The sequence below is a fragment of the Vagococcus carniphilus genome, assembly GCF_014397115.1.
GTDB lineage: Bacteria > Bacillota > Bacilli > Lactobacillales > Vagococcaceae > Vagococcus > Vagococcus carniphilus.
Genome location: NZ_CP060720.1, coordinates 40,814 through 63,448, shown reverse-complemented (window position 1 = coordinate 63,448; position 22,635 = coordinate 40,814). Strand labels below are relative to the sequence as shown.

21 protein-coding genes and 1 riboswitch are annotated in these 22,635 nt (G+C 32.3%); of the genes, 12 read left to right on the top strand and 9 right to left on the bottom strand.

The genetic code is table 11. From position 1 onward, the window contains the following. The first annotated feature begins 42 nt into the window (after positions 1-42). From H9L18_RS00345 to H9L18_RS00335, 3 genes are all read left to right on the top strand, one after another. Positions 43-870 carry a MerR family transcriptional regulator gene (locus H9L18_RS00345; RefSeq protein ID WP_126795423.1) on the top strand — a complete coding sequence of 276 codons (828 nt, stop codon included), beginning with the start codon at positions 43-45 and terminating at the stop codon, positions 868-870. Positions 871-920: 50 nt separating this feature from the next. Then, positions 921-2,012: a C45 family autoproteolytic acyltransferase/hydrolase gene (locus tag H9L18_RS00340; RefSeq protein WP_126795422.1), complete on the top strand. Its 1,092-nt coding sequence runs from the start codon at positions 921-923 to the stop codon at positions 2,010-2,012. Positions 2,013-2,170: 158 nt separating this feature from the next. Beyond that, complete coding sequence (locus tag H9L18_RS00335; RefSeq protein WP_185847516.1) at positions 2,171-4,228, top strand: methyl-accepting chemotaxis protein; 2,058 nt, start codon at positions 2,171-2,173, stop codon at positions 4,226-4,228. A gap of 232 nt (positions 4,229-4,460) precedes the next feature. Here H9L18_RS00335 and H9L18_RS00330 read toward each other — a convergent pair whose 3' ends face one another. After that, complete coding sequence (locus H9L18_RS00330; protein WP_126795418.1) at positions 4,461-4,889, bottom strand: hypothetical protein; 429 nt, start codon at positions 4,887-4,889, stop codon at positions 4,461-4,463. 106 nt (positions 4,890-4,995) lie between these two features. Between H9L18_RS00330 and H9L18_RS00325 the strand changes: the two genes are divergently transcribed. Beyond that, positions 4,996-5,517, top strand: coding sequence for a GNAT family N-acetyltransferase (locus H9L18_RS00325; protein ID WP_221884902.1), 522 nt, complete (start codon positions 4,996-4,998; stop codon positions 5,515-5,517). A 70-nt stretch (positions 5,518-5,587) separates the two neighbouring features. Here H9L18_RS00325 and H9L18_RS00320 read toward each other — a convergent pair whose 3' ends face one another. Both H9L18_RS00320 and H9L18_RS00315 read right to left on the bottom strand, forming a co-directional pair. Beyond that, the gene (locus H9L18_RS00320) at positions 5,588-6,325 is read right to left on the bottom strand and encodes an amino acid ABC transporter ATP-binding protein (RefSeq protein WP_126795414.1); all 738 of its coding nucleotides are present in this window, start codon (positions 6,323-6,325) and stop codon (positions 5,588-5,590) included. After that, the gene (locus H9L18_RS00315) at positions 6,325-7,923 is read right to left on the bottom strand and encodes an ABC transporter permease subunit (protein ID WP_126795411.1); all 1,599 of its coding nucleotides are present in this window, start codon (positions 7,921-7,923) and stop codon (positions 6,325-6,327) included. The genes H9L18_RS00320 and H9L18_RS00315 overlap by 1 nt, the downstream gene beginning before the upstream one ends. Before the next feature lie 92 nt (positions 7,924-8,015). Next, positions 8,016-8,192: riboswitch (Lysine riboswitch) on the bottom strand. Positions 8,193-8,370: 178 nt separating this feature from the next. Here H9L18_RS00315 and H9L18_RS00310 point away from each other — a divergent pair. The 4 genes from H9L18_RS00310 to H9L18_RS00290 all read left to right on the top strand — a co-directional run bounded on the left by H9L18_RS00310 (position 8,371) and on the right by H9L18_RS00290 (position 16,091). Then, on the top strand, positions 8,371-9,063 hold the full coding sequence (locus tag H9L18_RS00310) for an NAD-dependent protein deacylase (RefSeq protein WP_126795410.1): 693 nt from the start codon (positions 8,371-8,373) through the stop codon (positions 9,061-9,063). Between the two features lie 21 nt (positions 9,064-9,084). Further along, complete coding sequence (locus H9L18_RS00305; protein ID WP_126795408.1) at positions 9,085-9,345, top strand: chorismate mutase; 261 nt, start codon at positions 9,085-9,087, stop codon at positions 9,343-9,345. Positions 9,346-9,882: 537 nt separating this feature from the next. Further along, a complete protein-coding gene (locus tag H9L18_RS00300; protein ID WP_126795406.1) occupies positions 9,883-11,274 on the top strand; it encodes a DUF1542 domain-containing protein in 1,392 nt (463 codons plus the stop codon). Between the two features lie 239 nt (positions 11,275-11,513). After that, a complete protein-coding gene (locus H9L18_RS00290; protein WP_126795404.1) occupies positions 11,514-16,091 on the top strand; it encodes a DUF1542 domain-containing protein in 4,578 nt (1,525 codons plus the stop codon). A 39-nt stretch (positions 16,092-16,130) separates the two neighbouring features. Here the strand turns inward: H9L18_RS00290 and H9L18_RS00285 are convergent, their stop codons facing one another. The 6 genes from H9L18_RS00285 to H9L18_RS00260 all read right to left on the bottom strand — a co-directional run bounded on the left by H9L18_RS00285 (position 16,131) and on the right by H9L18_RS00260 (position 19,914). Then, on the bottom strand, positions 16,131-17,063 hold the full coding sequence (locus tag H9L18_RS00285; RefSeq protein WP_126795402.1) for an alpha/beta fold hydrolase: 933 nt from the start codon (positions 17,061-17,063) through the stop codon (positions 16,131-16,133). Beyond that, complete coding sequence (locus H9L18_RS00280; protein ID WP_185847515.1) at positions 17,041-17,703, bottom strand: TetR/AcrR family transcriptional regulator; 663 nt, start codon at positions 17,701-17,703, stop codon at positions 17,041-17,043. Before H9L18_RS00280 ends, H9L18_RS00285 begins: the two co-directional genes overlap by 23 nt. Positions 17,704-17,808: 105 nt before the next feature. Further along, positions 17,809-18,351, bottom strand: coding sequence for a DUF1269 domain-containing protein (locus tag H9L18_RS00275; protein WP_126795398.1), 543 nt, complete (start codon positions 18,349-18,351; stop codon positions 17,809-17,811). A 101-nt stretch (positions 18,352-18,452) separates the two neighbouring features. Then, positions 18,453-18,737 carry a hypothetical protein gene (locus H9L18_RS00270; protein WP_126795396.1) on the bottom strand — a complete coding sequence of 95 codons (285 nt, stop codon included), beginning with the start codon at positions 18,735-18,737 and terminating at the stop codon, positions 18,453-18,455. Positions 18,738-18,754: 17 nt separating this feature from the next. Continuing rightward, positions 18,755-19,357 carry a bis(5'-nucleosyl)-tetraphosphatase (symmetrical) YqeK gene (gene yqeK, locus H9L18_RS00265; protein ID WP_126795394.1) on the bottom strand — a complete coding sequence of 201 codons (603 nt, stop codon included), beginning with the start codon at positions 19,355-19,357 and terminating at the stop codon, positions 18,755-18,757. Between the two features lie 23 nt (positions 19,358-19,380). Continuing rightward, positions 19,381-19,914, bottom strand: coding sequence for a GNAT family N-acetyltransferase (locus H9L18_RS00260; protein ID WP_126795392.1), 534 nt, complete (start codon positions 19,912-19,914; stop codon positions 19,381-19,383). Between the two features lie 119 nt (positions 19,915-20,033). On the opposite strand from H9L18_RS00260, the gene H9L18_RS00255 reads away from it, so the two are divergent. From H9L18_RS00255 to H9L18_RS00240, 4 genes are all read left to right on the top strand, one after another. After that, on the top strand, positions 20,034-20,579 hold the full coding sequence (locus tag H9L18_RS00255; RefSeq protein ID WP_126795390.1) for a hypothetical protein: 546 nt from the start codon (positions 20,034-20,036) through the stop codon (positions 20,577-20,579). 21 nt (positions 20,580-20,600) lie between these two features. Then, a complete protein-coding gene (locus H9L18_RS00250) occupies positions 20,601-21,110 on the top strand; it encodes a GNAT family N-acetyltransferase (protein ID WP_126795388.1) in 510 nt (169 codons plus the stop codon). A 110-nt stretch (positions 21,111-21,220) separates the two neighbouring features. Continuing rightward, positions 21,221-21,613, top strand: a complete 393-nt coding sequence (locus H9L18_RS00245; protein WP_126795386.1) for a YxeA family protein — start codon at positions 21,221-21,223, stop codon at positions 21,611-21,613. Between the two features lie 103 nt (positions 21,614-21,716). Next, positions 21,717-22,616, top strand: coding sequence for an aminoglycoside phosphotransferase family protein (locus tag H9L18_RS00240; RefSeq protein WP_126795384.1), 900 nt, complete (start codon positions 21,717-21,719; stop codon positions 22,614-22,616). Positions 22,617-22,635: the final 19 nt, after the last annotated feature.

Below are 22,635 nucleotides of genomic sequence, written 5' to 3'. Positions count from 1 at the left end.
ATTGATTTGGAGATGATATAATAGTGAAAAGAGGTGCTTAACATGTACACAATAGGAGAACTTTCAAAATTTACAAAGACAACAATCAAAACATTGAGGTATTATGATGAAATTGATTTACTTACGCCAACATTTATCGATCCTAAAACAGGCTTTAGATATTATGACTATATAAAATTTTCAGAACTAGAAAAAATTAATTACTTAAAAGATTTAGGCTTCTCATTAAAAAAAATTAAGGAATTAATAGATAATCCACACCTAATAGAGATGAACTTAATAGAAAAGCAAAATGATTTGATGAAAGAAAGAGAGTTAATAGATTTAAAAATTGAACAACTAAAAACAATAAAAAAATTAAATCAATATTTGCCAGAAAAAGATTATTACTGTAGCGGAACCAAAATAAATTATTATAAAGAAAGAGAATTTGTTTTTATCAAAAAAAGGATAAACATTAATGAAATTGATTCATTAGTAGAAGAGTTAATGTCACTGATTTTTACGTATCAATTAAAAGTAAAAGGAAATTTGATTGGTTATTTTAGTGATAAGAGCAAGATTGGCAAACAGGAAGTTCAGTTAATGTTTGAATTGGATAGTGTTGAAGGAGTTTCTAATGAATTGATATTTAGAATCCCTGAAGGAAGCTATCTGTCGATGAATTTTATAGGATTGTATTCTTATTTACCTTACGCTTATGAAAAATTAGCTAGGGATTTATCAGAAAAAGATGAATTAATGTTTTTTGAAGAATACACAGATGGATTAGTACCAGATAATTTAAATCAAAAAACTTATAAAGTGAAACCTAAAAAGGAAAAAGATCCACGTAAATTTGTAACAACTATTTTTGTAAAATATAACTAGACTCTCCCCTACAGGAGCTATTAAAGTAGGATTATAGGAGTGTGATAGAGATGGATTTAGGAACATTTTCAAATTTAAGTGGAAATTATAAAGAGATTGGTTTACAGGAGGTGAAAGAATTTAGTAATATTCCTGAAGCTGAATCAATTATATTCTCTGATGCAATGTATTATGTAGCAAAAATAAATGAAACAATAAAACAGATAGAAACATATTATCCAGAATTACTGGAAGAATTAATAGAAGTCGCTAAAGAGTTTCATCGTCCAGTAGAACAATTAAGATTTGTACAAGATAGTTATTTATTTGGTGGGGGCTGTAGTTTAGGAGCATTGAAACCAGAAAGTAATGTAGATGGAAAAATGTATTTATTTAGAACTTATGACATGGACCCGATGATCACTGAAATGCGTTTGTGCTCAACTTCTCCACGTAATTTTTATAATCACACAGGGTTTTCTTCCCATTATTTTGGTAGAAGTGATGGGATGAATGAACATGGTTTATGTGTTATGTTTGCTTCGTGCGGGATGCCTGTTGGTAATTATCCAGGAATGCAGAAACCTCAAGTATCAGGTTTTAATTTTATGGTTGTTGTTAGATTATTTTTAGAAAAATGTCGAACAATAAAAGAAGTGATAGATCTGTTTCTACAAATTCCGATTGCATCAAATGTTAATTTGCTAGTTGCTGATGGTAATAATGAGATTGCTATTTTAGAAACGTTGAATGGGATTAAAGAATATTCAATTATTGATGATAATCATGCTTTTCTTACAAATCATGCTGTGTTGGAAGAAATAAAAAAACAGGAAAAATACTCTCTGAATCAATCAAAAGTTAGAGAAAATAAAATGAAAGAATTTTTTTGTAATCCAACATTAAACTCAAAAGAATCAATTAATCAGATGATTCAGAAGGAATATCCTGACGGAATTACTTCTTTAAATTATAAAGAAAGCTTTGGAACTGTGTATTCTGTTATTTTCAATGTGACAGATAAAACACTTAATTATTCTTTTGGGTCTTCCAAGCATAACTCAATGTTTCAAATAAAAGTTGGTGAAGTTGCTGAGCATATGGCTGTTCCGGTGAATTTACCAAATAAAAGTTACGGTAAAGAGTTTTGGCGTGTAAATTAAACTTGCTATTTATAATCTGAAAGAAACAAAATTTTTTCTTGATTTTGTTTCTTTTTTATGTAAATTTTCAAAATAAATGTTATTTAATTTTTCTAAAAACGAACTAAATATGTAACGGAAATAACCGATATAAATATTGAAAGGAAGGGATGTTGCGAATGAATTTTCAATTTAAACGATTAGCATCAGAAATTGTTAGTACGGTTATTCCAATCGTTGTCTTATTACTTATTATTATATCGGGCACCGGCTACTTTTTCTCAAAATCTATGGTCGAACATGAAATTAACAAGGGTATGGACTTAGTTGTTAGCGATTCCACGACTACAATCAATAATATGCTAATAGTTCAAGAATCTATTGCTAAATCAACAGCAAAAATGATTGAAGAAAACAGTCAGAAAATGACGGAAAAAGAGTATCAAACTTTATTAACAAAACAAGTATCGCATCAACCTGAAACTTTTGCGATGGGAGTTTGGTTTGAACCAGCTGATTACCAGGCCCACAAAAATCTAGCTCCGTATGTTTTTAAAGGATCGGATGGCGTTCAATTCAATCGGAATTATCAGGAAGAAAAATCAACAAATTGGGAAACAGAATGGTATCAACTTGGAAAAAGTAAAAAAGAAGGCGGTTGGACAGCTCCTTATTTGGATAAAACGGCAAATAAATCAATGGTAACTTTTGCTTATCCAATGTACAAAAATGAGAGTGAACTTCTTGGGGTTATTACTGTAGATGTGGATCTTTCGAGTATTCAAAAATTAGTAAGTGATATGAAAATTGATTACAAAGGAAAAGCTGTTTTAGTTGCGAAAGATGGTACTTATCTAGGTGGAGTCAATAATGAGAAATTATTAGTATCAAAAATTAGTGATGAAAAAGATGCTTCTTATGTTGAACAAGTATCTAAAATGTTGACGAAAAACAAAGGAACAGCAAAATTTAATAAAAATAGTAAAGAGTATGATTTTTACTTTGATAGTATTGAGGGCGCTGACTGGAAGTTAGGTATTAGTGTTGAAAATCGCTTGTTAGCGGAAAAACCTCGTCAGTTATTGATTCTATTTTGTACGGTCAGTATAGTAGGAATAATTATTGTGTCTCTATTAATTATGTCATTCTCAAAAAGAATCACTAAAGTCCTTAAACATTATAGCCAAACAGTTCATCAATTCTCTGAAGGAAACTTAAATAATAGTTTTGAAGGAGATGTCTTCGTTCGTAAAGATGAATTAGGGGCAATAGGAGATTCTATTAAAGTAGCTCAGAGTGAGTTACATAATATTGTTTCAAGTTTCCAAACAACCGCTTCTAAAGTAGGAGATGATTCTCAGAACTTATCTGCTTTTTCTGAAGAGTTAGCAGCAACTTCTGAGACGGTAGCGCAATCTGCTAGTGATATTGCCATAGATATTGGCGAGCAATACCAAAAATTAGCTAACACAGAAAAAACAGTGGTTGATTTTAGCAAAAAAGTTAACAGAATGACTACCGTTATTGGCGAGTTAAAAGATGAATCACAATTAATTAATGACCGCTCTATGGCAAGCCAAGAAGATATTAAGCAACTTGTTTTATCTTCTGAAGCACTTGATTTATCAGTGAAGGAATTAATTAAGCGTGCAGCAATTGTTGGTGAGTATATTCATAAAGTTGATAACATGGCAGTATTAATTAATAACATTTCTGAACAAACTAACTTGTTAGCCTTAAATGCGGCTATTGAAGCAGCGAGAGCTGGAGAAGCTGGTAAAGGATTTTCTGTGGTAGCAGAAGAGATTCGAAAACTAGCTGAACAAAGTAATCGTTCAGCAGGAGATATCCAAGAGATTCTTCAAACGATTTTAGAAGAAAATAACCTAATGTTAGGTGCCACTCAAAGTGTTGAACAAGAAATTGTAACTCAAAGTTCTCATATTTCAACAACCTTATCTACTTTTGATATTATTCTTTCGTCTGTCGGGAATGTGGACAGAAAAATTGTTACCACGACAGATTTAGCGACGACGGTCAGCTCAGATATTGAAGTAGTCAATCAAGATGTTCTAGGGATTAAGTTACTTTCAGAAAAATTATCTGAAACATCCGAAGAGATTGCGGCTTCAGCTGAAGAGATGTCAGCGTCAACAGAAGAAGTTTCCTCAGCGGCTATTCGATTAAGTGAGTTAACTGTCACAATGAATGGGAAATTAACGTATTTTAAATTATGATGAAGAAACTGAGCAAGTAGAGAAATCTGCTTGCTTTTTTTGGCAATAAAAAAACCACTAGACATCTCTAGTGGTTAAAAAAAGGAGTTGTTTATTTACTTTGGAGGAGTAAATAAAATGAAAAAGTTTGTTAGGGTTTGTTTTGTTGGTATGCTTATATAATAGCTTCTAAATGTGAAGATTTTTTGATAAGCCTTTTTTCTTTTTATGAAAATTATATGATATAACTAAATTATCCGAGTAGTAACATACCAATAAGCATTGGTAAGATTCCTTTTAAAGCAAATTCTTTAAAAGGTTTTATTTGAAAGGTGTCAATTTGAACGCGAGTATTTCCTAAAAGCTTCGTTTGATTGATATCAAATTCTTTTTCTTGAAATACGTACTGTTGGCATTCTGGGCAAGAAAATTTATATTGTGTGGTTTGACGAAAGGGTGTTTGAACACTCTTTTTAATGGCACCAGATAGTTTTTTCTTTGCTTCACCCCCATTAATAGTATACTCTTTTTGGCAAGAGGTACATTTAAATCGATTTTTTGTTGATTCTGAAAAAGTAATTTTTTTATTAGATTGATACCATTTAATCCCTTGGTAAAAGAAATTGATAGCTAGAAGAAATAAGATAATTTTTCGAATAAAAAAGAAATAGTAACTAAACATATTGAACCTCCGTGGCTTATTAGTTATCTATATTGTAAAATAAAATGACTGACTAATCTAGATGATAAAAAATGTTTTAAAATAAAAATAGTAAAGGAGTATTATAATGAAATCTGAACATATTTATTTAAGACCACTATTAGTGTCTGACGCGGCTATTTATAAAAAAAGTATGGACGATAAAGAAATAATGCTGATGACTGGAACGAAAGCCCAATATTCTATTGAGCAAATTGAAACTCATATTAAAGCAATTATCAATGATGAAACTAGGGAAGACTATGCCATTTGTTTAAATGAAACAAAGGAGATGATTGGTGAATTGTCTATCCTATCTATTGATCAAGATAATAAATCAGCTGGATTTAGGATAGCGTTAAATAATCAAAAGGTTATCGGAAAAGGATTTGGTTCAGAGGCAACAAAATTAGCTATTCAGTACGTATTTGAAGAGTTAAAATTGAATCGATTACAATTAGAAGTCTTTAGTCATAATCCAAGAGGTATACGAGCTTATGAAAAGTGTGGCTTTGTTAGAGAAGGTGTTTTAAGAGAAGCACTTTTTTATGACGGTACTTATTCTGACGAAATTATTATGTCGATTATTAGAAAAGACTATAAAAAATAAATCAATAAAAAGAACAAGCTAATACATTTTCATGTACTGGCTTGTTCTTTTCTCTCATTGATTGTCCTGTTTAATTCTCAATGATTCGTTGTAAAAATTCTTTTGTTCTCTCTTCTGTTGGGTGATTAAAGATTTTATCTGGAGCGCCTTCTTCTGCGACGACTCCTTTATCCATAAAAATGACACGGTCTGAAACTTCTTCAGCAAATTTCATTTCATGAGTCACGATAATCATCGTTAGTCCTGTCTCTGTCAATTCGCGCATAATTTTTAGCACTTCACCAACCATCTCTGGGTCAAGGGCTGACGTAGGTTCGTCAAACAACATAACTTCAGGGTCCATTGAAATGGCACGAGCAATAGCTACCCGTTGTTTTTGTCCACCTGATAATTGAGACGGTTTAGCATGAGCAAATTGTTTCATGCCAACTTTATCTAAGTTTTCAATGGCAATTTTTTCAGCCTCTTCTTTTGAACGGTTTAACACCTTCATTTGGCCAACCATACAGTTGCTTAAAATATCATGATTTTCAAATAAATTAAATTGCTGGAAAACCATTCCAACATGAGTTCTGAATTGAGGTAAATCATAACCTGGTGCTAAAATATTTTCATTTTTATAAAGGATTTCACCGCCTGTTGGCTTTTCAAGTAAGTTAATACAGCGCAAAAGAGTCGATTTACCAGAACCAGAAGGCCCAATAATAGTAACGATTTCTCCTTTTTCAATGCCAACATGAACATCTTTTAACACATTGTTGTCTCCGTAACTTTTTTGTAAATGATTAATTTCAATGAAAGAAGCCATTAGCGTTCATCCTTTCTTTCTAATTTTGCAGTTTGCATTTGATTAGCATATGGTGCGTAACTACCATCGCCGTCTAATCTTTTTTCTAGATAGCGTAAAATTCTTGTGACTGTAAAGGTCATTACAAAGTAGATAACACATGTAATAGTGAATGTTTCAAAGAATCTAAAGTTAGCACCTGCAGCAGTTTTTGATGCAAAGAACAACTCAGAAACCGCGATAACATTTAAAACAGATGTATCTTTGATATTAATAACAAACTCATTACCAATAGCTGGAAGAGTATTTCTAAAAACTTGAGGAATAACAACGTTGGTCATTGTTTGCCAGTGAGTCATTCCGATAGCTGAAGCAGCTTCAAATTGCCCTTTATCAACGGAGAAGATCCCACCACGCACAATCTCAGTCATGTAAGCTCCTGTGTTGATTGAAACAATGATTAAAGCAGCTGTTAAAGGATTCATATCAATTCCATATAATTGAGATGAACCGTAGAAGATAACCATTGATTGAACGATCATCGGAGTTCCTCTAAAGATCTCAATATAAACTGAGAAAATACCATTTAACAGATTATAAGCCATACGAAGTCCTGTTTTTTCAGGTGTTGGAATGGTTCTGTAAATCCCGATTCCTAAACCAATCGTTGTTCCGACAACTGTTCCGACTAAAGCAATTAAAAGAGTTGTTCCAGCTCCGCGTAAGAACATTTTCCAATTATCTTTAGCGATATTTTTAACCCAGATATACCAAGGTTGATCTTCTTTAACATCAGGTTGTTGATTGATTGCGTGATCCATAATCTCGTCACGCTCTTTTTGAGAAATGCCAGCTAGAGTTTCATTTACTTTAGCTAAGTCTGGTGATTTCTTTTTCATACCAATCGCAATCGCATTATCAGCTTCTGATGTTTGAAAGCCATTTTCTTTATCAAAACGAATCATTTTAAAATTAGGATTTAATTTTTCAGCTGTGATTCCTTCAGGCACTTCTGTGACATAGCCATCAATTTTTCCAGATTCTAAAGCAACACGCATAGCTGAAAAATCACTCATAGCAGTTTGCTTAGCAACATCTGGTATTTGGTCAATAACATTGTAGTGTAGCGTGTTTAATTGTGCGGTAATTTTAGCGTCTTTAAAATCTGCTAGGGAAGTAGCTTTACTAAAAGAACCATCTTTTTTAACAAGCATTGTTAATTGTGAACTGTAGTAGTAATCAGAAAAATCCAAAGTTCTTTTACGTTCTTCTGTTGGTGACATCCCAGCAATAATAGCATCAGCTTTTCCTGATGTTACAGCAGGTGGTAAACCATCCCAATCTGTTTTAAAAATAACTAATTCTTTTCCTAATCCATCAGCAATTTTTTTGGCAATTTCAACATCGTAACCACCAGCAAATTCTTTCGAGCCCTTAATAGGAACAGCTCCGTTACTGTCATCTTGCTGCGTCCAGTTGAAGGGTGGGTAACCAGCTTCCATCCCAACAGTAAAGGTTTCTTTTTCAGCTAGAGCTGTATTTCCAGCAAAAAAGAGACTTATCATAAGTAATGCCAACGAATAAACAATTGTTTGTACTTTATTTCCTTTTTTTAACATATCCATGTTCCTTTCTTATACAAAAAAGAAGCAACCTTATCTAAAGGTTGCTTCATGGATAGTTGATAAATAATAAAACACATAGGTATTTATCAAATCGTAGCGCACCTCAGATTGACTGAGACAGTGCTATAGTTATTCACTATAGCCCCAACATTAAACAGGTAAGGTCCTAATTTAACATTTCGGCGAAAATCCCTCACTATCAACGTCGTCGCATCCTTATGCTCGTTTGATAATCATGATGTTTCGCAACCTCTAGATTCTTTATTCAGCTGTTCTTTTTCTTTCTTGTGTTTCACTATAGCACACCCAAATGGAAAAGTCATGGAAAAATAAAAAGAAATTGACAACTTTTCTTTCATTCTGTTCTTTTTTATGTTAAAAAAGGATAAGAATAATCCATGATACAATAGAAGTAAGAAAAATATAGAGGAGGCCAAAAAAATGAATCAGGAAGCAATTGATTTAATTAAAAAAAGTCAGCGAATCGTTTTTATGACTGGAGCTGGCGTTTCAACGCCTTCAGGGATTCCAGATTATCGTTCTATGACTGGCGTTTATAAGGGAATCGAAAATCCAGAGTATTTGCTTAGTCATACTTGTTTGATGGAAGAACCTGAAAAGTTTTATGATTTTGTGAAACAACTTTATCATGAAGAAGCAATGCCTAATGTTATTCATCAAGGAATGAAAAAGCTTGAAACTGCTCATGATGTTAGTATTATTTCTCAAAATATAGATGGTTTACATGATAAAGCAGGTAGCCAAAAAGTCGTGAATTTCCATGGTAATCTTAATGATTGCTACTGTATGGCTTGTGGGCAAAAGGTTTCCTCAAGTCAATATCTTATCTCTTCTATTCATGAAAATTGCGGTGGAAGAGTAAGACCTAATGTGGTTTTATATGAGGAAGGTTTATCTGAAGAGGGAATTCAATCTTCTGTTCAGTGGCTTGAACAAGCTGATTTAGTTGTTATTGTAGGAACCACTTTTAAAGTATATCCATTTAGTGGATTAATTGATTACAGGAATCCAAAAAGCAAAATATTAGTGATTAATAATGAGCCAATCTATTTACAAGCACCTCATTTATTTGTTCAAGAATCAGCAGAAACATTTTTTAAAGAGTTCGTTTAGCAAAATTAGAAGGAGAAAAAGATGTTAGAGAAAATAAGAGATGAAATTAATCAAATTGATCAAGAAATTGTAAAACTACTTGAAAAACGCTATATCTGTGTGGATGAAGTGGTACGTATTAAAAAAGAGAATAATATACCTGTGCTAGATAATAATAGAGAAAAAGAAGTTCGCGAAAAGATAGCAAATTCAATTGAAAAAACAGAATATAAAGAAGCAATTGTTGAAACGTTTCAACAAATAATGGATGTTTCGAAAGAATATCAGAAAAATAAAAAATAAATTGATTGTATTGGGTAGGAAAAGAATATAGACACAAATACAAAAAAAGTGATTTAAAATAATAAGGATTTTCACAAACGACCACTTAAATAACGTTAAATGAAAATCGGTTTTAAAAATAAATTATTAAATTAAGTGCTTTTTTCGAAAAAATGAAGATAAAAAAACAAAGCGATAATTAATCGCTTTGTTTTTTGTCTTTTAAAATAGTGTACAAACCGTATTTTGATATGTTTTTTTATAATTAGAATGATAGATGTTGTTTAACTGTTGTTATTTTAAAAAAATAAAATAAATGTTTCTTTATTAAAAAGTTTAAAAAATAGTTATTTAATTTTTTGTGAAATCGTTTTTAATGGGTGATAATATTATTAAAATAGCGTTTATATAGTTAACTAAAAGTTAGCTTAAGTAGTTTAAATATTTTTATATGTTTTTTAAATAGAACTTAATGCATAAAACTTGTAATAAAAAACAGTTTTTTTTATGATGAGTTCATAAATAGATTATTTTTAATACAAGCAAGGGGGAATTGTTTTGAACGATAAAAATGGATTAAAAAAACGCTATAAAATGTATAAGTCAGGTAAATTTTGGGTGGTAGCAGGGCTATTCTTTTTAGGAACAGGAACTTTAAAAGTAACTGTTGCGAATGCAGAAGGTCTTAATTTAATGGGGAATGATCAAACAGCTATTCATAGTATTTTAAATTATTCAGCTAGTTTAAATCCGTTGGACGCAAAATTGGTAGATAGAAATATGACGATTAGTGACAATCTTAATAATCCACAAACTGCACCAATTGATGAAGATTCAGAGTATTACACAAATAGAGTTTATAAAAATATTGCTGAAACAGAATACTATACAATATCAGTTCCAAGAGAAAAACGTCAGAATGAAGCAGTAAAAAACATGAAAATAATTGAATGGAAAAAAAGTGGTAAAGATTATACAAAAGTTAAAACAACTATTTTAAAACCTGGTGAAAAATATTCAGTAAATGAGAAAGAATTCTCCCTTTTTGCATCAGGTCAGAGATATTACTATCGAACACTAAGTACTGGTGAGAAAGAAACAGCACCAGGAACTGTAAAGATTGCTTATGATTGGTTAACAAAAAATATTACAGAGACACTTCATACAGCCAATGGTTATACTACAGCAAATCCAGCTTCATCAATTGGAGTTCCATTCCCAGGTGAGATAACAACAACTGTAACCTTTAGGGATAATTTGGGACGAAAGGTTAATGACTCATCAGGTAAAGAAATTCCAGATGAAACCTATACTTTACTAAATGGTCAAACGTATCAATATGATGAAAAAGCGTTACTTGATATACCTGGTTATACACTTAAAAAACCAGGAAATATGACGGGAGCTTTACAAGATCCTGATACTAAAGAAGTATCAATTAAATTTGTTTATGAATTTGATAAAGAAGCATATAAAGAAATTAAATTAGCTGATTTAGATAAAGTGATTCAAGAGACGAATGATAAAATAAATGGAGATACAAATTTAACAGAAGCTGAAAAAGGAAAACAACTAAAAGAAGTTGAAGAAGCAGGGAATACAGCTAAAAAAGCTATTGAAGCTGCAGATACAGCTGATAAATTAAATGCAGCATTTGAGACTGGTAAAAAAGATATTGAAAGTAAGTACGTTAAAGGAACACCTTTAGATGAACAAAAAACAAAGGCATTAGCCGATTTAGATAAAGTTATTCAAGGTACTAATAAAAAAATTAATGACGATAACAATTTAACGCAAGTTGAAAAAGATAAGCAATTAAAAGAAGTTGAAGAAGCAGGAAAAGCAGCTGAAGGAGCAATCAATAAAGCCAATACAGCTGATGAGTTGAAAACGGCATTAGATACAGGTAAAGGTATATTGAGGGGAAATATATTGCAGGAACACCTTTAGATGAACAAAAAACAAAAGTATTAGCCGATTTAGATGAAGTTATTAAAGAAACTAATAAAAAAATTAATGACGATAAGAATTTAACGCAAGTTGAAAAAGATAAACAATTAGAAGCTGTTGTTGAAGCAGGAAAAGCAGCTGAACAAGCAATTAACGATTCTAAGACAGCTGATGATTTAAATACTGCACTAGATTCAGGTTCTAAAGAAATTAGAAGTAAGTATCAACAAGGTTCACCATTGGAGGAACAACAAACACAAGCTCTAGAAAATTTAGATAAAGTTGTAAAAGCGACAAAAGAAAAGATTAATGCAGACGATAACTTAACTAAGGCTCAAAAAGAAGAACAATTGACAACAGTCGATAATGCTTCAGATACTGCTAAGAAAGCAATCAACGAATCTAAGACAGCTGATGAGTTAAAACTTGCTCTAGAGAATGGTACAAAAGATATTGAAAGTAAATATCACCCAGGAGCACCTTTAGATGAGCAAAAAACGACAGCTTTAGTGGATTTAGATAAGGTTATTACAGATACAAAAGAGAAAATAAATGGTGACACTAATTTAACTGAAACTGAAAAGAAAGAACAGTTAAAAGAAGTCGATGATGCTGCTGCAGTGGCTAAAAAAGAAATATCAGATGCAACAAATGCAGAAAATTTATCTAAAGCATTGGAAAAAGGAACGAAAGATATTGAAAGTAAATATCACCCAGGAACACCTTTAGATAAGCAAAAAGAAAAAGCATTAACTGATTTAGAAAAAGTAATGACTGACACGAAAAAAGCGATTGATGCAGATCCAACTTTAACAAAAGAGGAAAAAGAAGTTCAAAAGAAAGCAGTAAATGAAACAGGCCAATTAACTAAAGATGCTATTAATGGAACAAATACAGCAGATGAGCTTGAAAAAGCTGTCGAAACAGGTACAGCGTCTATTATTAAAGAACATAAACCAGGTGATGGTTTAGACGTGAGAAAAGAAGCGTCTAAAGAGTTAATTGATAAGGCAGTAGCTGAAACGAAAGAAGCTATTAAAAATGATCCAACCTTAACTAAAGAAGAAAAAGAAGTTCAAACTAAGTTAGCTGAAGAAGCAGGTGAAACAGCTAAAGAGGTAATTAATAAAGCTGAAAACGCAGATCAAATCAATCAAGAAACTGCAAAAGGTATCGAAATAGTTAATAATCAACATAAATCAGGTGATAGCTTAGACCTACGTAAAGAAGAAGCTAAAAAAGCAATTGACGAAGAGGCAAAACTCATCAAAGAAAAAATTGCTAATGAACCAACATTGACAAAAGAAGAGAAAGAAATTCAAAGTAACAAAGTTGATGAAGAAGCATCAAAAGCAAAAGAGTCAATTGATGAAGCAACAACAGCAGATAGTGTAGATGAAGCTAAAGGAAAAGGTATTGAATTAATTGATAAACAGTACCAACCAGGCACTTCATTAGATGTAAGAAAAGAAGCAGCTAAAGATGCAATTGATGAAGAAGCGAAACTTATTAAAGAAAAAATTGCTAACGAACCAACACTGACAAAAGAAGAAAAAGAAATTCAAAGTAATAAAGTTGATGAAGAAGCATCAAAAGCAAAAGAAACAATTGATGAAGCAACAACAGCAGACAGTGTGGATGAAGCTAAAGGAAAAGGTATTGAATTAATCGATAACCAGTACCAACCAGGTAGTTCATTAGACGTTAGAAAAGAAGCAGCAAAAGATGCAATTGATGAAGAAGCAAAAATTGTTAAAGAAAAAATTGCTAATGATTCAACATTGACAGCTGAAGAGAAAGAAATCCAAAGTAATAAAGTTGATGGGAAAGCATTAAAAGCAAAAGAAACAATAGATGCAGCAACAACAGCAGATAATGTAGATGAAGCTAAAGGAAAAGGCATTGAATTAATTGATAAACAGTACCAACCAGGAAGCTCACTAGATGTTAGAAAAGATTCAGCAAAAGAAGCGATTGACGCGGAAGCAGCTAAAATTAAAGAACGCATTAATAATGATCCAACTTTAACTGCTGAAGAAAAAGCAATCCAAAGTGGTGGAGTTGACCAAGAAGTTGTAAACGCTAAGGATGCAATAGATGCAGCAACAACAGCAGACGGTGTAGATGAAGCTAAAGGCAAAGGTATTGAATTGATTGACAAGCAACACCAATCAGGTAATTCATTAGACACGAGAAAAGACTCAGCAAAAGAAGCAATTGATGCAGAAGCAGCTAAAATTAAAGAACGTATTAATAATGATCCAACTTTAACTGCTGAAGAAAAAACAGCTCAAAGTGGTGGAGTTGATCAAGAAGCGACAAATGCTAAAAGTGCAATAGACGCAGCAACAACAGCAGATGGAGTGGATGAAGCTAAAGGCAAAGGTATTGAGTTGATTAATAATCAATATCAACCAGGTGTTTCAATTGACTCTCGTAAAGAAGCAGCTAAAAAAGCGATTGATCAAGAAGCTAATTTAATCAAAGAACGTATTAATAATGATCCAACCTTAACAAATGAAGAAAAAGCTAGCCAAAGTAGTAATGCTGATGCCGAAGCAGTAAAAGCAAAAGAGTCAATTGATGCAGCGGTAGATGCAAATGGCGTAGATTCATCTAAGGGTCAAGGAATTACAAATATCGACAATCAGTATCAAACAAGTCAACCGTTGGAAGAAAGAAAAGAAGCAGCTAAAGCTGGAATTGATGAAGCAACTCAATCAGCAAAAGAACGTATTGCTAATGATTTGACGTTGACAGATGAAGAAAAAGCAACACAAAGTGCTGGAGTAGATGCCGAAGCAGCAAAAGCTAAGGAAGCGATAGATGCAGCAGTAGATGCAAGTGGTGTAGACTCATCTAAGGGTCAAGGAGTTACAAACATCGATAACAACTACCAACCAGGAACAGCATTGAATGAACGAAAAGAGTTGGCAAAAGCAGATATTGATGAAGCAGCTCAAGCAACAAAAGAAAAAATCAATAATGATCCAACACTAACAGATGAAGAAAAAGCAACACAAAGTGCTGGAGTAGACGAAGCAGCGACTAAAGCTAAGGAAACAATAGATGCAGCAGTAGATGCAAATGGTGTAGATCGTGCTAAAGGTGAAGGGATTACAAACATTGATAAAAACTATCAACCAGGTACACCTTTAAACAAGCGTAAAGAATTAGCAAAAGCAGATATTGATGAAGCTGCAAAAGCAACAAAAGAAAAAATTAATAATGATGTGACCCTAACGAATGAAGAAAAAGCAACACAAAGTGCTGGAGTAGATGAAGCCGCAACAAAAGCAAAAGAAGCAATTGATGCAGCTGAATCAGCAGACGCAGTAGACGCTTCAAAAGGTGAGGGTATTACGAATATTGATAAAGCATACCAACCAGGAAGTGCCTTAGACTTACGTAAAGAAGAAGCTAAAAAAGCAATCGATGCAGCTGCAAAAGCAACAAAAGAAAAAATTAATAACGATGCGACACTAACAAAAGCAGAAAAAGAAAAACAAAGTAATTCAGTAGACACAGAAGCAACAAAAGCTAAAAAAGCAATTGATGTAGCTGAAACAGCAGATGCAGTAGACGCTTCAAAAGGTGAAGGTATTACAAATATTGATAAAGCGTATCAACCAGGAAGTGCCTTAGACTTACGTAAAGAAGACGCTAAAAAAGCAATCGATGAAGCCGCAAAAGTAACAAAAGAAAAAATCAATAATGATGTAACTTTAACAAAAGAAGAAAAGAAAAAACAAAATGATGTAGTGGATGCAGAAGCAACAAAAGCGAAAAAAGCAATCGATGTAGCTAAAACAGCAGACGCAGTAGACGCTTCAAAAGGTGAAGGTATTACAAATATTGATAAAGCGTATCAACCAGGAAGTGCCTTAGACTTACGTAAAGAAGACGCTAAAAAAGCAATCGATGAAGCTGCAAAAGCAACAAAAGAAAAAATTAATAATGATGCGACACTAACGAAAGCAGAAAAAGAAAAACAAAGTGATGCAGTAGATACAGAAGCAACAAAAGCGAAAAAAGCAATCGATGTAGCTAAAACAGCAGACGCAGTAGACGCTTCAAAAGGTGAAGGTATTACGAATATTGATAAAGCGTACCAACCAGGAAGTGCCTTAGACTTACGTAAAGAAGAAGCTAAAAAAGCAATCGATGAAGCTGCAAAAGCAACAAAAGAAAAAATCAATAACGACGTAACTCTAACAAAAGAAGAGAAGAAAAAACAAAATGACGCAGTAGATGCAGAAGCTAAAAAAGCGAAAGCAGCGATCGTTGCGGCAAAAACTCCAGATGAAATTGATCAAGCTAAAGGTCAAGGAATTACAGATGTAAGTAAGCAACATGAATCTGGAAAGGCTATTAACGAACAAAAAGAAATAGCTAAAAATGAACTTGATAAAGTGGCAGAAGCAACAAAAGAGAAAATTAGAAATGATGAAAATCTAACTAACTCTCAAAAAGAAGCACAAATCAAGGCGGTTGACGAAGCATTAGTAAAAGCTAAGATCGAAATCGACAAAGCAACAACAGCAGACGCTATTGTCAAAACTAAATTAGAGTCAATTACTCTAGTTGAAAGTCAATATAAACCAGGTAAAAAAATTACCGGTATTAACACTGGAGGTAAAGGAACTTCATCAGGTGGAGGTTATACATCATCTGGGACTTCAGGTAAAACAGGCTACTCAGCCCTACCTAAAACTGGTAGTGAACAAAATGGTTATTTAGCAGGATTAGTCGGTTTTGTTTTATCAGGTTTAGCATTATTAGGATTTAGAAAAAGACGTGAAACAGAAGAAAAATAAACAATAAAAAGAGAACTGACCTTATAGTCAGTTCTCTTTTTATTTATTGAAAAATTTATTTGATTCTTCAGCAATAGCTTTTGATTGAGTACGGTGTAAATAATGATGCCCTTTAAGTTCAATCATTTTACCATTAGTTACCTGTTTCATTTGTTTTTGATGTTCTGGAACCCAGTCATCGCGACCGTCATTAATTGCAACAAACATTAAAGTAGGTAAGTCTTTAGGTAGTACCATTTTTTTAGTTTTTTGGAAGTTCTCACTTAGTAAATCAAGTTCTTCTTCTAAATTATCACTAATTGAGTTTTTCAAGGTAATCATTCTAACTTGGTCGACATTAGGGTCATCTTCTTTCATCCCTAACCCTTTGGCAGGGTTACTATCAATATAGAGTCTCATGATACCTGATTTTTTTAAGAAGTTGAAAGGAGCCATATTCATACTTTCCATTTTTTGAGTTGGAACACTCGTATCAATACCTAAAAATCCAGTGACGTTTTCATCCTTGTAACGATTTAAATAATTTACACCATACAGTCCAGTAATTGAGTGCCCACCTAAAATGTAATGATCCATATTTAGTTGAGTGATGACTTCATGCATCTCTTCAACGATATTTTCAATAGATCTTTTTCGTTTTGTTTGGCTACTTAAGCCGTATCCAAAAGGTTCAACGACGATTACGTTAAAATCCTTTTCAAGCTTTGTTATAACAGGTAAAAAATCGTAATAAGGTGAAGCTGTTCCGTATCCAGGAAATAGAAGAATATTTTCTTTATTCTTATCTTTTCCACTGCGTACCACGTTTATTTTGCCATCAAATACATCAAGTTGTTCACCATAACTTTCAATTTGCTTGGCCTCTTTTTTTAGTTTACTTTGATTATTTATATAACTACCACCTAAAAATAAACAAACAATAGCAAGTAAACTTCCTAAAATAATTAAACTAATTTTCCAAAATTTCTTCATGTGTCATTGCCTCAATTCCTTCTTTTATTTTTGATAAAACTCGCGAGTCAATTACATCGACACCGATTTGTTTTAAAACGTATTGAGAAGTTTCTAATTTCTGATAGAAGTTATCTAGTGAATTAGAAAACAGGGTTGCGTTATACCAAGTTGTTAATAGAAATAGAATAACTTCTGCTATTAAATCTGGATTTGGGACGTCTAAAGAACCATCCTCATTACCTTCTTTAATAAATGCAGCAATTTCTGGAATAAAAACATCTTGAGTTAATTTTACGTATTTTAAGGATAATAGTGGTTCCTTAGTAAAATTAGGTGAAAAAGGTAAAAACTTTTGAACATCGACGTGAAACATCGCATTTAAAAATAAAGTTTGAATTTTTTCTAAACCTGAAAGTTCCTTATCAGAACGAATACTTTCAATTAGAGCTTCACTTGGCATAAAGTGACGCATTAATTCATCTAAAATAGCTTCTTTCGATGGAAAGTGATGATAAATAGCACCTTTAGATAAACCATTTAATTCAAGTACAATCGATTGAATAGACGTTTTTTGAAATCCTTGTTCTCTAAAAAGCTTGCCGGCAGCTATTAAAATATCTTCTCTTGTTTGATCGCCATCATAGCGTTGTTTTGACATTATTATTCTCCTTCCAACGTGAAACATTCTTCGGTATGTTTTATAATAAAGTAAAATGAAAAAAATGTCAAAAAAAGAAACTTCATTTGAAGTTTCTTTTAAGTGTTATTTTTTAAACCAACGTTTCTTAGCACTATCTTCTGCTTCTTCTTGTGTTTTTTGAGCTTCTTCAATTTCTTCTTCTACAACATCTCGGTCTAAACGTTCAATTTTTCCGTTAAGTTGAGTCAAGGCGATATCATTAATGTGACCTGTATTTGGCTCGTCACAAATGATAATCAATCCCGTTTCACCTTCAGGAATAATAGCTATTGCTTTCTCAAAAATAGACATCGCACTTTTGACTTCTTTAACGTCCTTAGAAGAACCAATCAAACTACCTGTAAACCAGCCTAGTAAGACACCTAGAGGGCCTCCGAGAATCCCGACTAGCATACCAATCATACTGCCTTTAAAGTTTTTATCCGCACCTGTAAAATCAATAAAATCCTTTGGTTCAAGATTATGGTTAGAACGGTGTTCTAAAATTGCCATTTGTTCACCTTTGATATTTCCAGATTGGTGTAATTTCTTTAATTCGGAAAAAGCTTGATAAGATTTACTTTCTTCGTCAAAACTCATAATAATTACTTTTTCATTAGTTGCCATTGTCGTTTCCTCCTTGATGGATGTTTGTCATAAATGATTTATATATTCATCTTACAAGACATAGTTGATAGAAGATTGATAAAAATATGAAGTAATTATAACTATTTTTTTCTTAAAATAAGCCATGATATACAATCTGTGCTGATAATGGCTACTACGATTAGACTAATGAGTAATTTGTTACTACTTCCAACTAATAAAAAATAGAGTAGATAAACAATTCCTGTTAATAAAATAAGAAAGCCAAATACTTGATTGGTAATTTTCCGAGAATTTTTTATCTGAAATAAATAAAGAACTCCTCTAAAACCAAGCATAGGGTAATATTTGGGGACAACAGCTAAGAGAAATAAACCAGCAATAATCATAAAGAGTGAAATCCACATATAGCTTCCTCCTTAATCTAGCTATGTTTTAATTCATTATAAGCTTCTTGAAACATTGGATGAATAACAGGCATTCCTTGATTAAAGGCCCATTCTAGATAGACGAGACAGGCTTGGTTTAAAGAAACTGTTAAAGCTTGTTCCACATCATCTAGAAAAGGTGCTCTATCAGAATGATCCCATTTAACTTTATCTGAGATGAAAATAAGTTTATCTAAGCCAGTTGCCTGAGCTTTTAGTGTTGTATGACAAGCCATAGCAGAAAGCAGCTCCTGGTCAGTCACTAAAAAGATTTTTTCAGCTAGATAAGCAGATAATTTTTGATGAAGCAAAAAAGGGAGTATTTCTTCTGCTTCAACTACATGTAACTTAAGTTCTTTTGCTAGTAAAAGTTGTTTCTCGCTAGGAACAACATTTCCTATATCATGGAGTAAAGCGGCAAAATAGGCTTTTTCTTCATCTATTTGAAATTGAGGAGCTAATCTTTTAGCTTCTGTGGCGACCTCTAATGAATGTTTAGCGATTTTTTCTAAGTCAAAACAATTAAAATAAAAAAACATTTTATCTTCAATAGAAGTTATTTCTTTTGGAAAAGTTATATTGTAATTTTCAATAAGCATATTATCCCTCTTTTTAGAATTTTTTATAAGTTAATCCAGTATTGTTTTACTTGTTTATTACTTTCAGAATCTAGAACAATAGATTCTAAGACTCCTTCATTTGCTTCAATCACTTTGGCAGAAGGTATATTATCCTCATCACAGGTAACTAACACACGTTTTAATCCGTGACCCTCAGCTTTTTTTAGAGCTTCTTTTAAGATGAGTCGCCCATATCCTTTACGCCGTTTAGATGGAGCAACCGAATAACCAATGTGTCCTCCTACTTGTCGTAAACAGTCATTTAATTCAGTTCTGATAGATACTGCTCCTAAAATCTCATGAGTTAAAGTATCATATAAAACATATTGAAAACTAGGAACGAAATTTTTATTAGGTAATGTTTCTTTTGACTCATAGGCTTTTAAATGTTCTAACCAATCGTTAATCTCAGTAAATTTTTCCAAAGAGCTAACACCATGCATGGTATCTCCTGTCTCTTCAAACTCTGTTCGGTATTTTTTAAGAGCATTAGCCATTTCAATAGACGGAAAAACGAGTTTTGTTTTATGAACCATGATAACGCCTCCTTTTAAATGATTGTATCATTAAAAATGTGTTTTTTTAATTGTAAACCCAGATAGACATCCTTAGAATGGATATTAAATACAAGTATCACTAGAAAGAGAGGGATAGAATGAATGGATTTTATAACTTTTATTGGTATTTGTTTCAATTAACATTCGTTTTTGTTTCGTTAACAGGAACAGCCCTATTTCTAGGTGCTAAAAATCACATTAAAGAACAAACTTCGATGAAGAAAACAAGTTTTTTATGGGGTGTAAGTTTCTTAAACATGATGACTTTAATTTTTTTAACCTATATGTATATCTTTTTGAAAAAAGAGTATAAGCTGACGATGGATACCGTTATTATCCTTTTTATTTTATATTTATTGACGTTATTTATTATTCAAACTGTTTTTTTTATCAAGAAGATTAATCAGTCAGAGACAATGATGAAAGAATACCGAGCGCCTGTATTTTTAATTGGTTTTTCAATGTGCCTCCATTTTGTCTCGTTAATCGAAATAAATGAAATAGATAAGCTTAATTATTTGATTGATCCTTTCTATTGGTCATGGTTAATTAGTTTATTTTTAGGTGTCATCGGAAATATCGCTCTAGTTGTTTTAGGTACGGTGGATTTCTTGAGGTTAAAAAAAGAGCGAGTGAATCAATAGAATGATTGGAGAATAGAATAAATGTTAGATTTACGAATAAGAAAAATGGAATTATCTGATATTGAAAAAATAGATAAAGCTTTTACAAATCAGGGGTGGGAAAAAAGAACAGATGTCTTAACGAATTATTTGACTGAGCAAGCAGAAGGGAAGAGAGAGGTTTTAATTGCAGCTGAAAATGAAGAAGTTGTTGGCTATCTAACGATTCTTCCATTGGCAAAAGAAGGACCATTTAAAAATAAATTTCCAGAAATAGTTGATTTTAATGTCTTTACTGCTTTTCAAAATAGAGGAGTAGGACGTTCGCTTTTATCTGTAGCTGAAGCAAGAGTTATGAATGAAACGAATATTTTAACGCTTGGTGTTGGGCTTCATTCAGGGTATGGTGTTGCTCAAAGATTATATGTGAAAATGGGGTATTGTCCTGACGGTTCTGGTGTTTGGTATAATGATAAGCTTTTAAAGCAAGGTGAATCCTGTACGAATGGTGATAACTTAGTTCTTTATTTGATGAAACAATTAGATGAGTAGAAAATACAGCTTAAGTCTTAACACAAGTCCATGCCATAGCCGATGTGGTTATAGCTTTTTTTCTTCTATAATAAGCTTATCAAAATAAATCAGATAAGGAATGAAGATAGATGAAAAAAGTAATTTTAGGATTTGCAATTCTGGGTGTATTGGTAATAGGAACACCGATTATAGGATCAATGGTAACCAAAGGACAAAAACAAACAGATAATAATGATTTACCTCAGCAATTTGACCGATTGAATATTTTAATTAAAAAAGAACCATCTTATGTGGTAACAAATAGTAAAGAAGCAGTAAAACAAGAGCCAGGTGGTTATATGTATCATCAATCTGCTATTAGTGAAAGTGGAGAAAAATATGACTTATCTTATTATGCTGGAGATAAATTAAAAGAAAATGCTATTTTAAAATTAGATACTAAAGGACGTTTTGTAGAAACGTGGGAAGAAGTACAAAAAGATGACGTGCCAACAAACGTTTTAGAAAAATTAATGAATTAAAGAAAAGTAAGTTGTAGTTAAATTATTTTGACTACGACTTCTTTTTTTATTTCTTTAAAGGGTATAATTAAGAAAATAAACCGATAAAGGGAGGTAACTAAGCATGGATTTAAATTATTTAATGAAACAAAATAATTGGCAAAAAGTTATACCTATAGAAAAAGGCTGGTCAGCTGATGAGAAGTATCAAGTGATAACTAAAGAAGGAGAATCTCTTTTATTACGAATTTCTGATAAAAGTAATTGGAAAGAAAAGCAAGAAGAGTTTCAGCGAATACAGCTATTCAATCAATTACCCGATTTGATGTCCCGGGTTATCAAATTAGAAGAAATACCTGATACGGATAACATTTATATGCTACTTAGTTATCTTGAAGGAAATGATTTAGAAAGTGTACTGCCGCTATTAACAGAAGAGAATCAATATGATTTAGGAATAGAAGCGGGGAAGATTTTGAAGGAGTTTCATCAGATTGACATTGAGGTAGATGAAGCAATGATTTTAAAAAAATTACAAGATAAAAAAATACATCAATTAAACCGTTTTTTAAATAGCCAATATGCCAGTTTGCCTCAAGTCGAGATATTAGAAAAATATGTTAGAGAAAATAGTTATCAAATTTTACAACAATCGGTTTCCCTGCAGCATGGTGACTTTCACGCTGGAAATTTAATCTATACAAATAATAAAAAAGTCGGGGTAATTGATTTTAATCGAAGTGACATAGGAGATCCTTACGAAGAATTTTATAAGTTGCAAATGTTTGGAAAAGAGAGCAGTTTGCTATTTGTTAAAGGAATTATAATGGGCTATTTTGAGAATGACGTTCCAGAGAGTTTTTGGCGTATGCAAAAATTCTATGTGCTCCATACGAGTTTATTTTCCATAACCTGGGCAGAAAATTTCTTTAAAGAAGACGTCGAGAAGATGATTGAGAGAATGTACCAAAATTTAGCTGATTATGATGATGGTAGAAGATTAATTCCTAAGTGGTGGGAATAAAAAAAGAGAAATGCTCAAA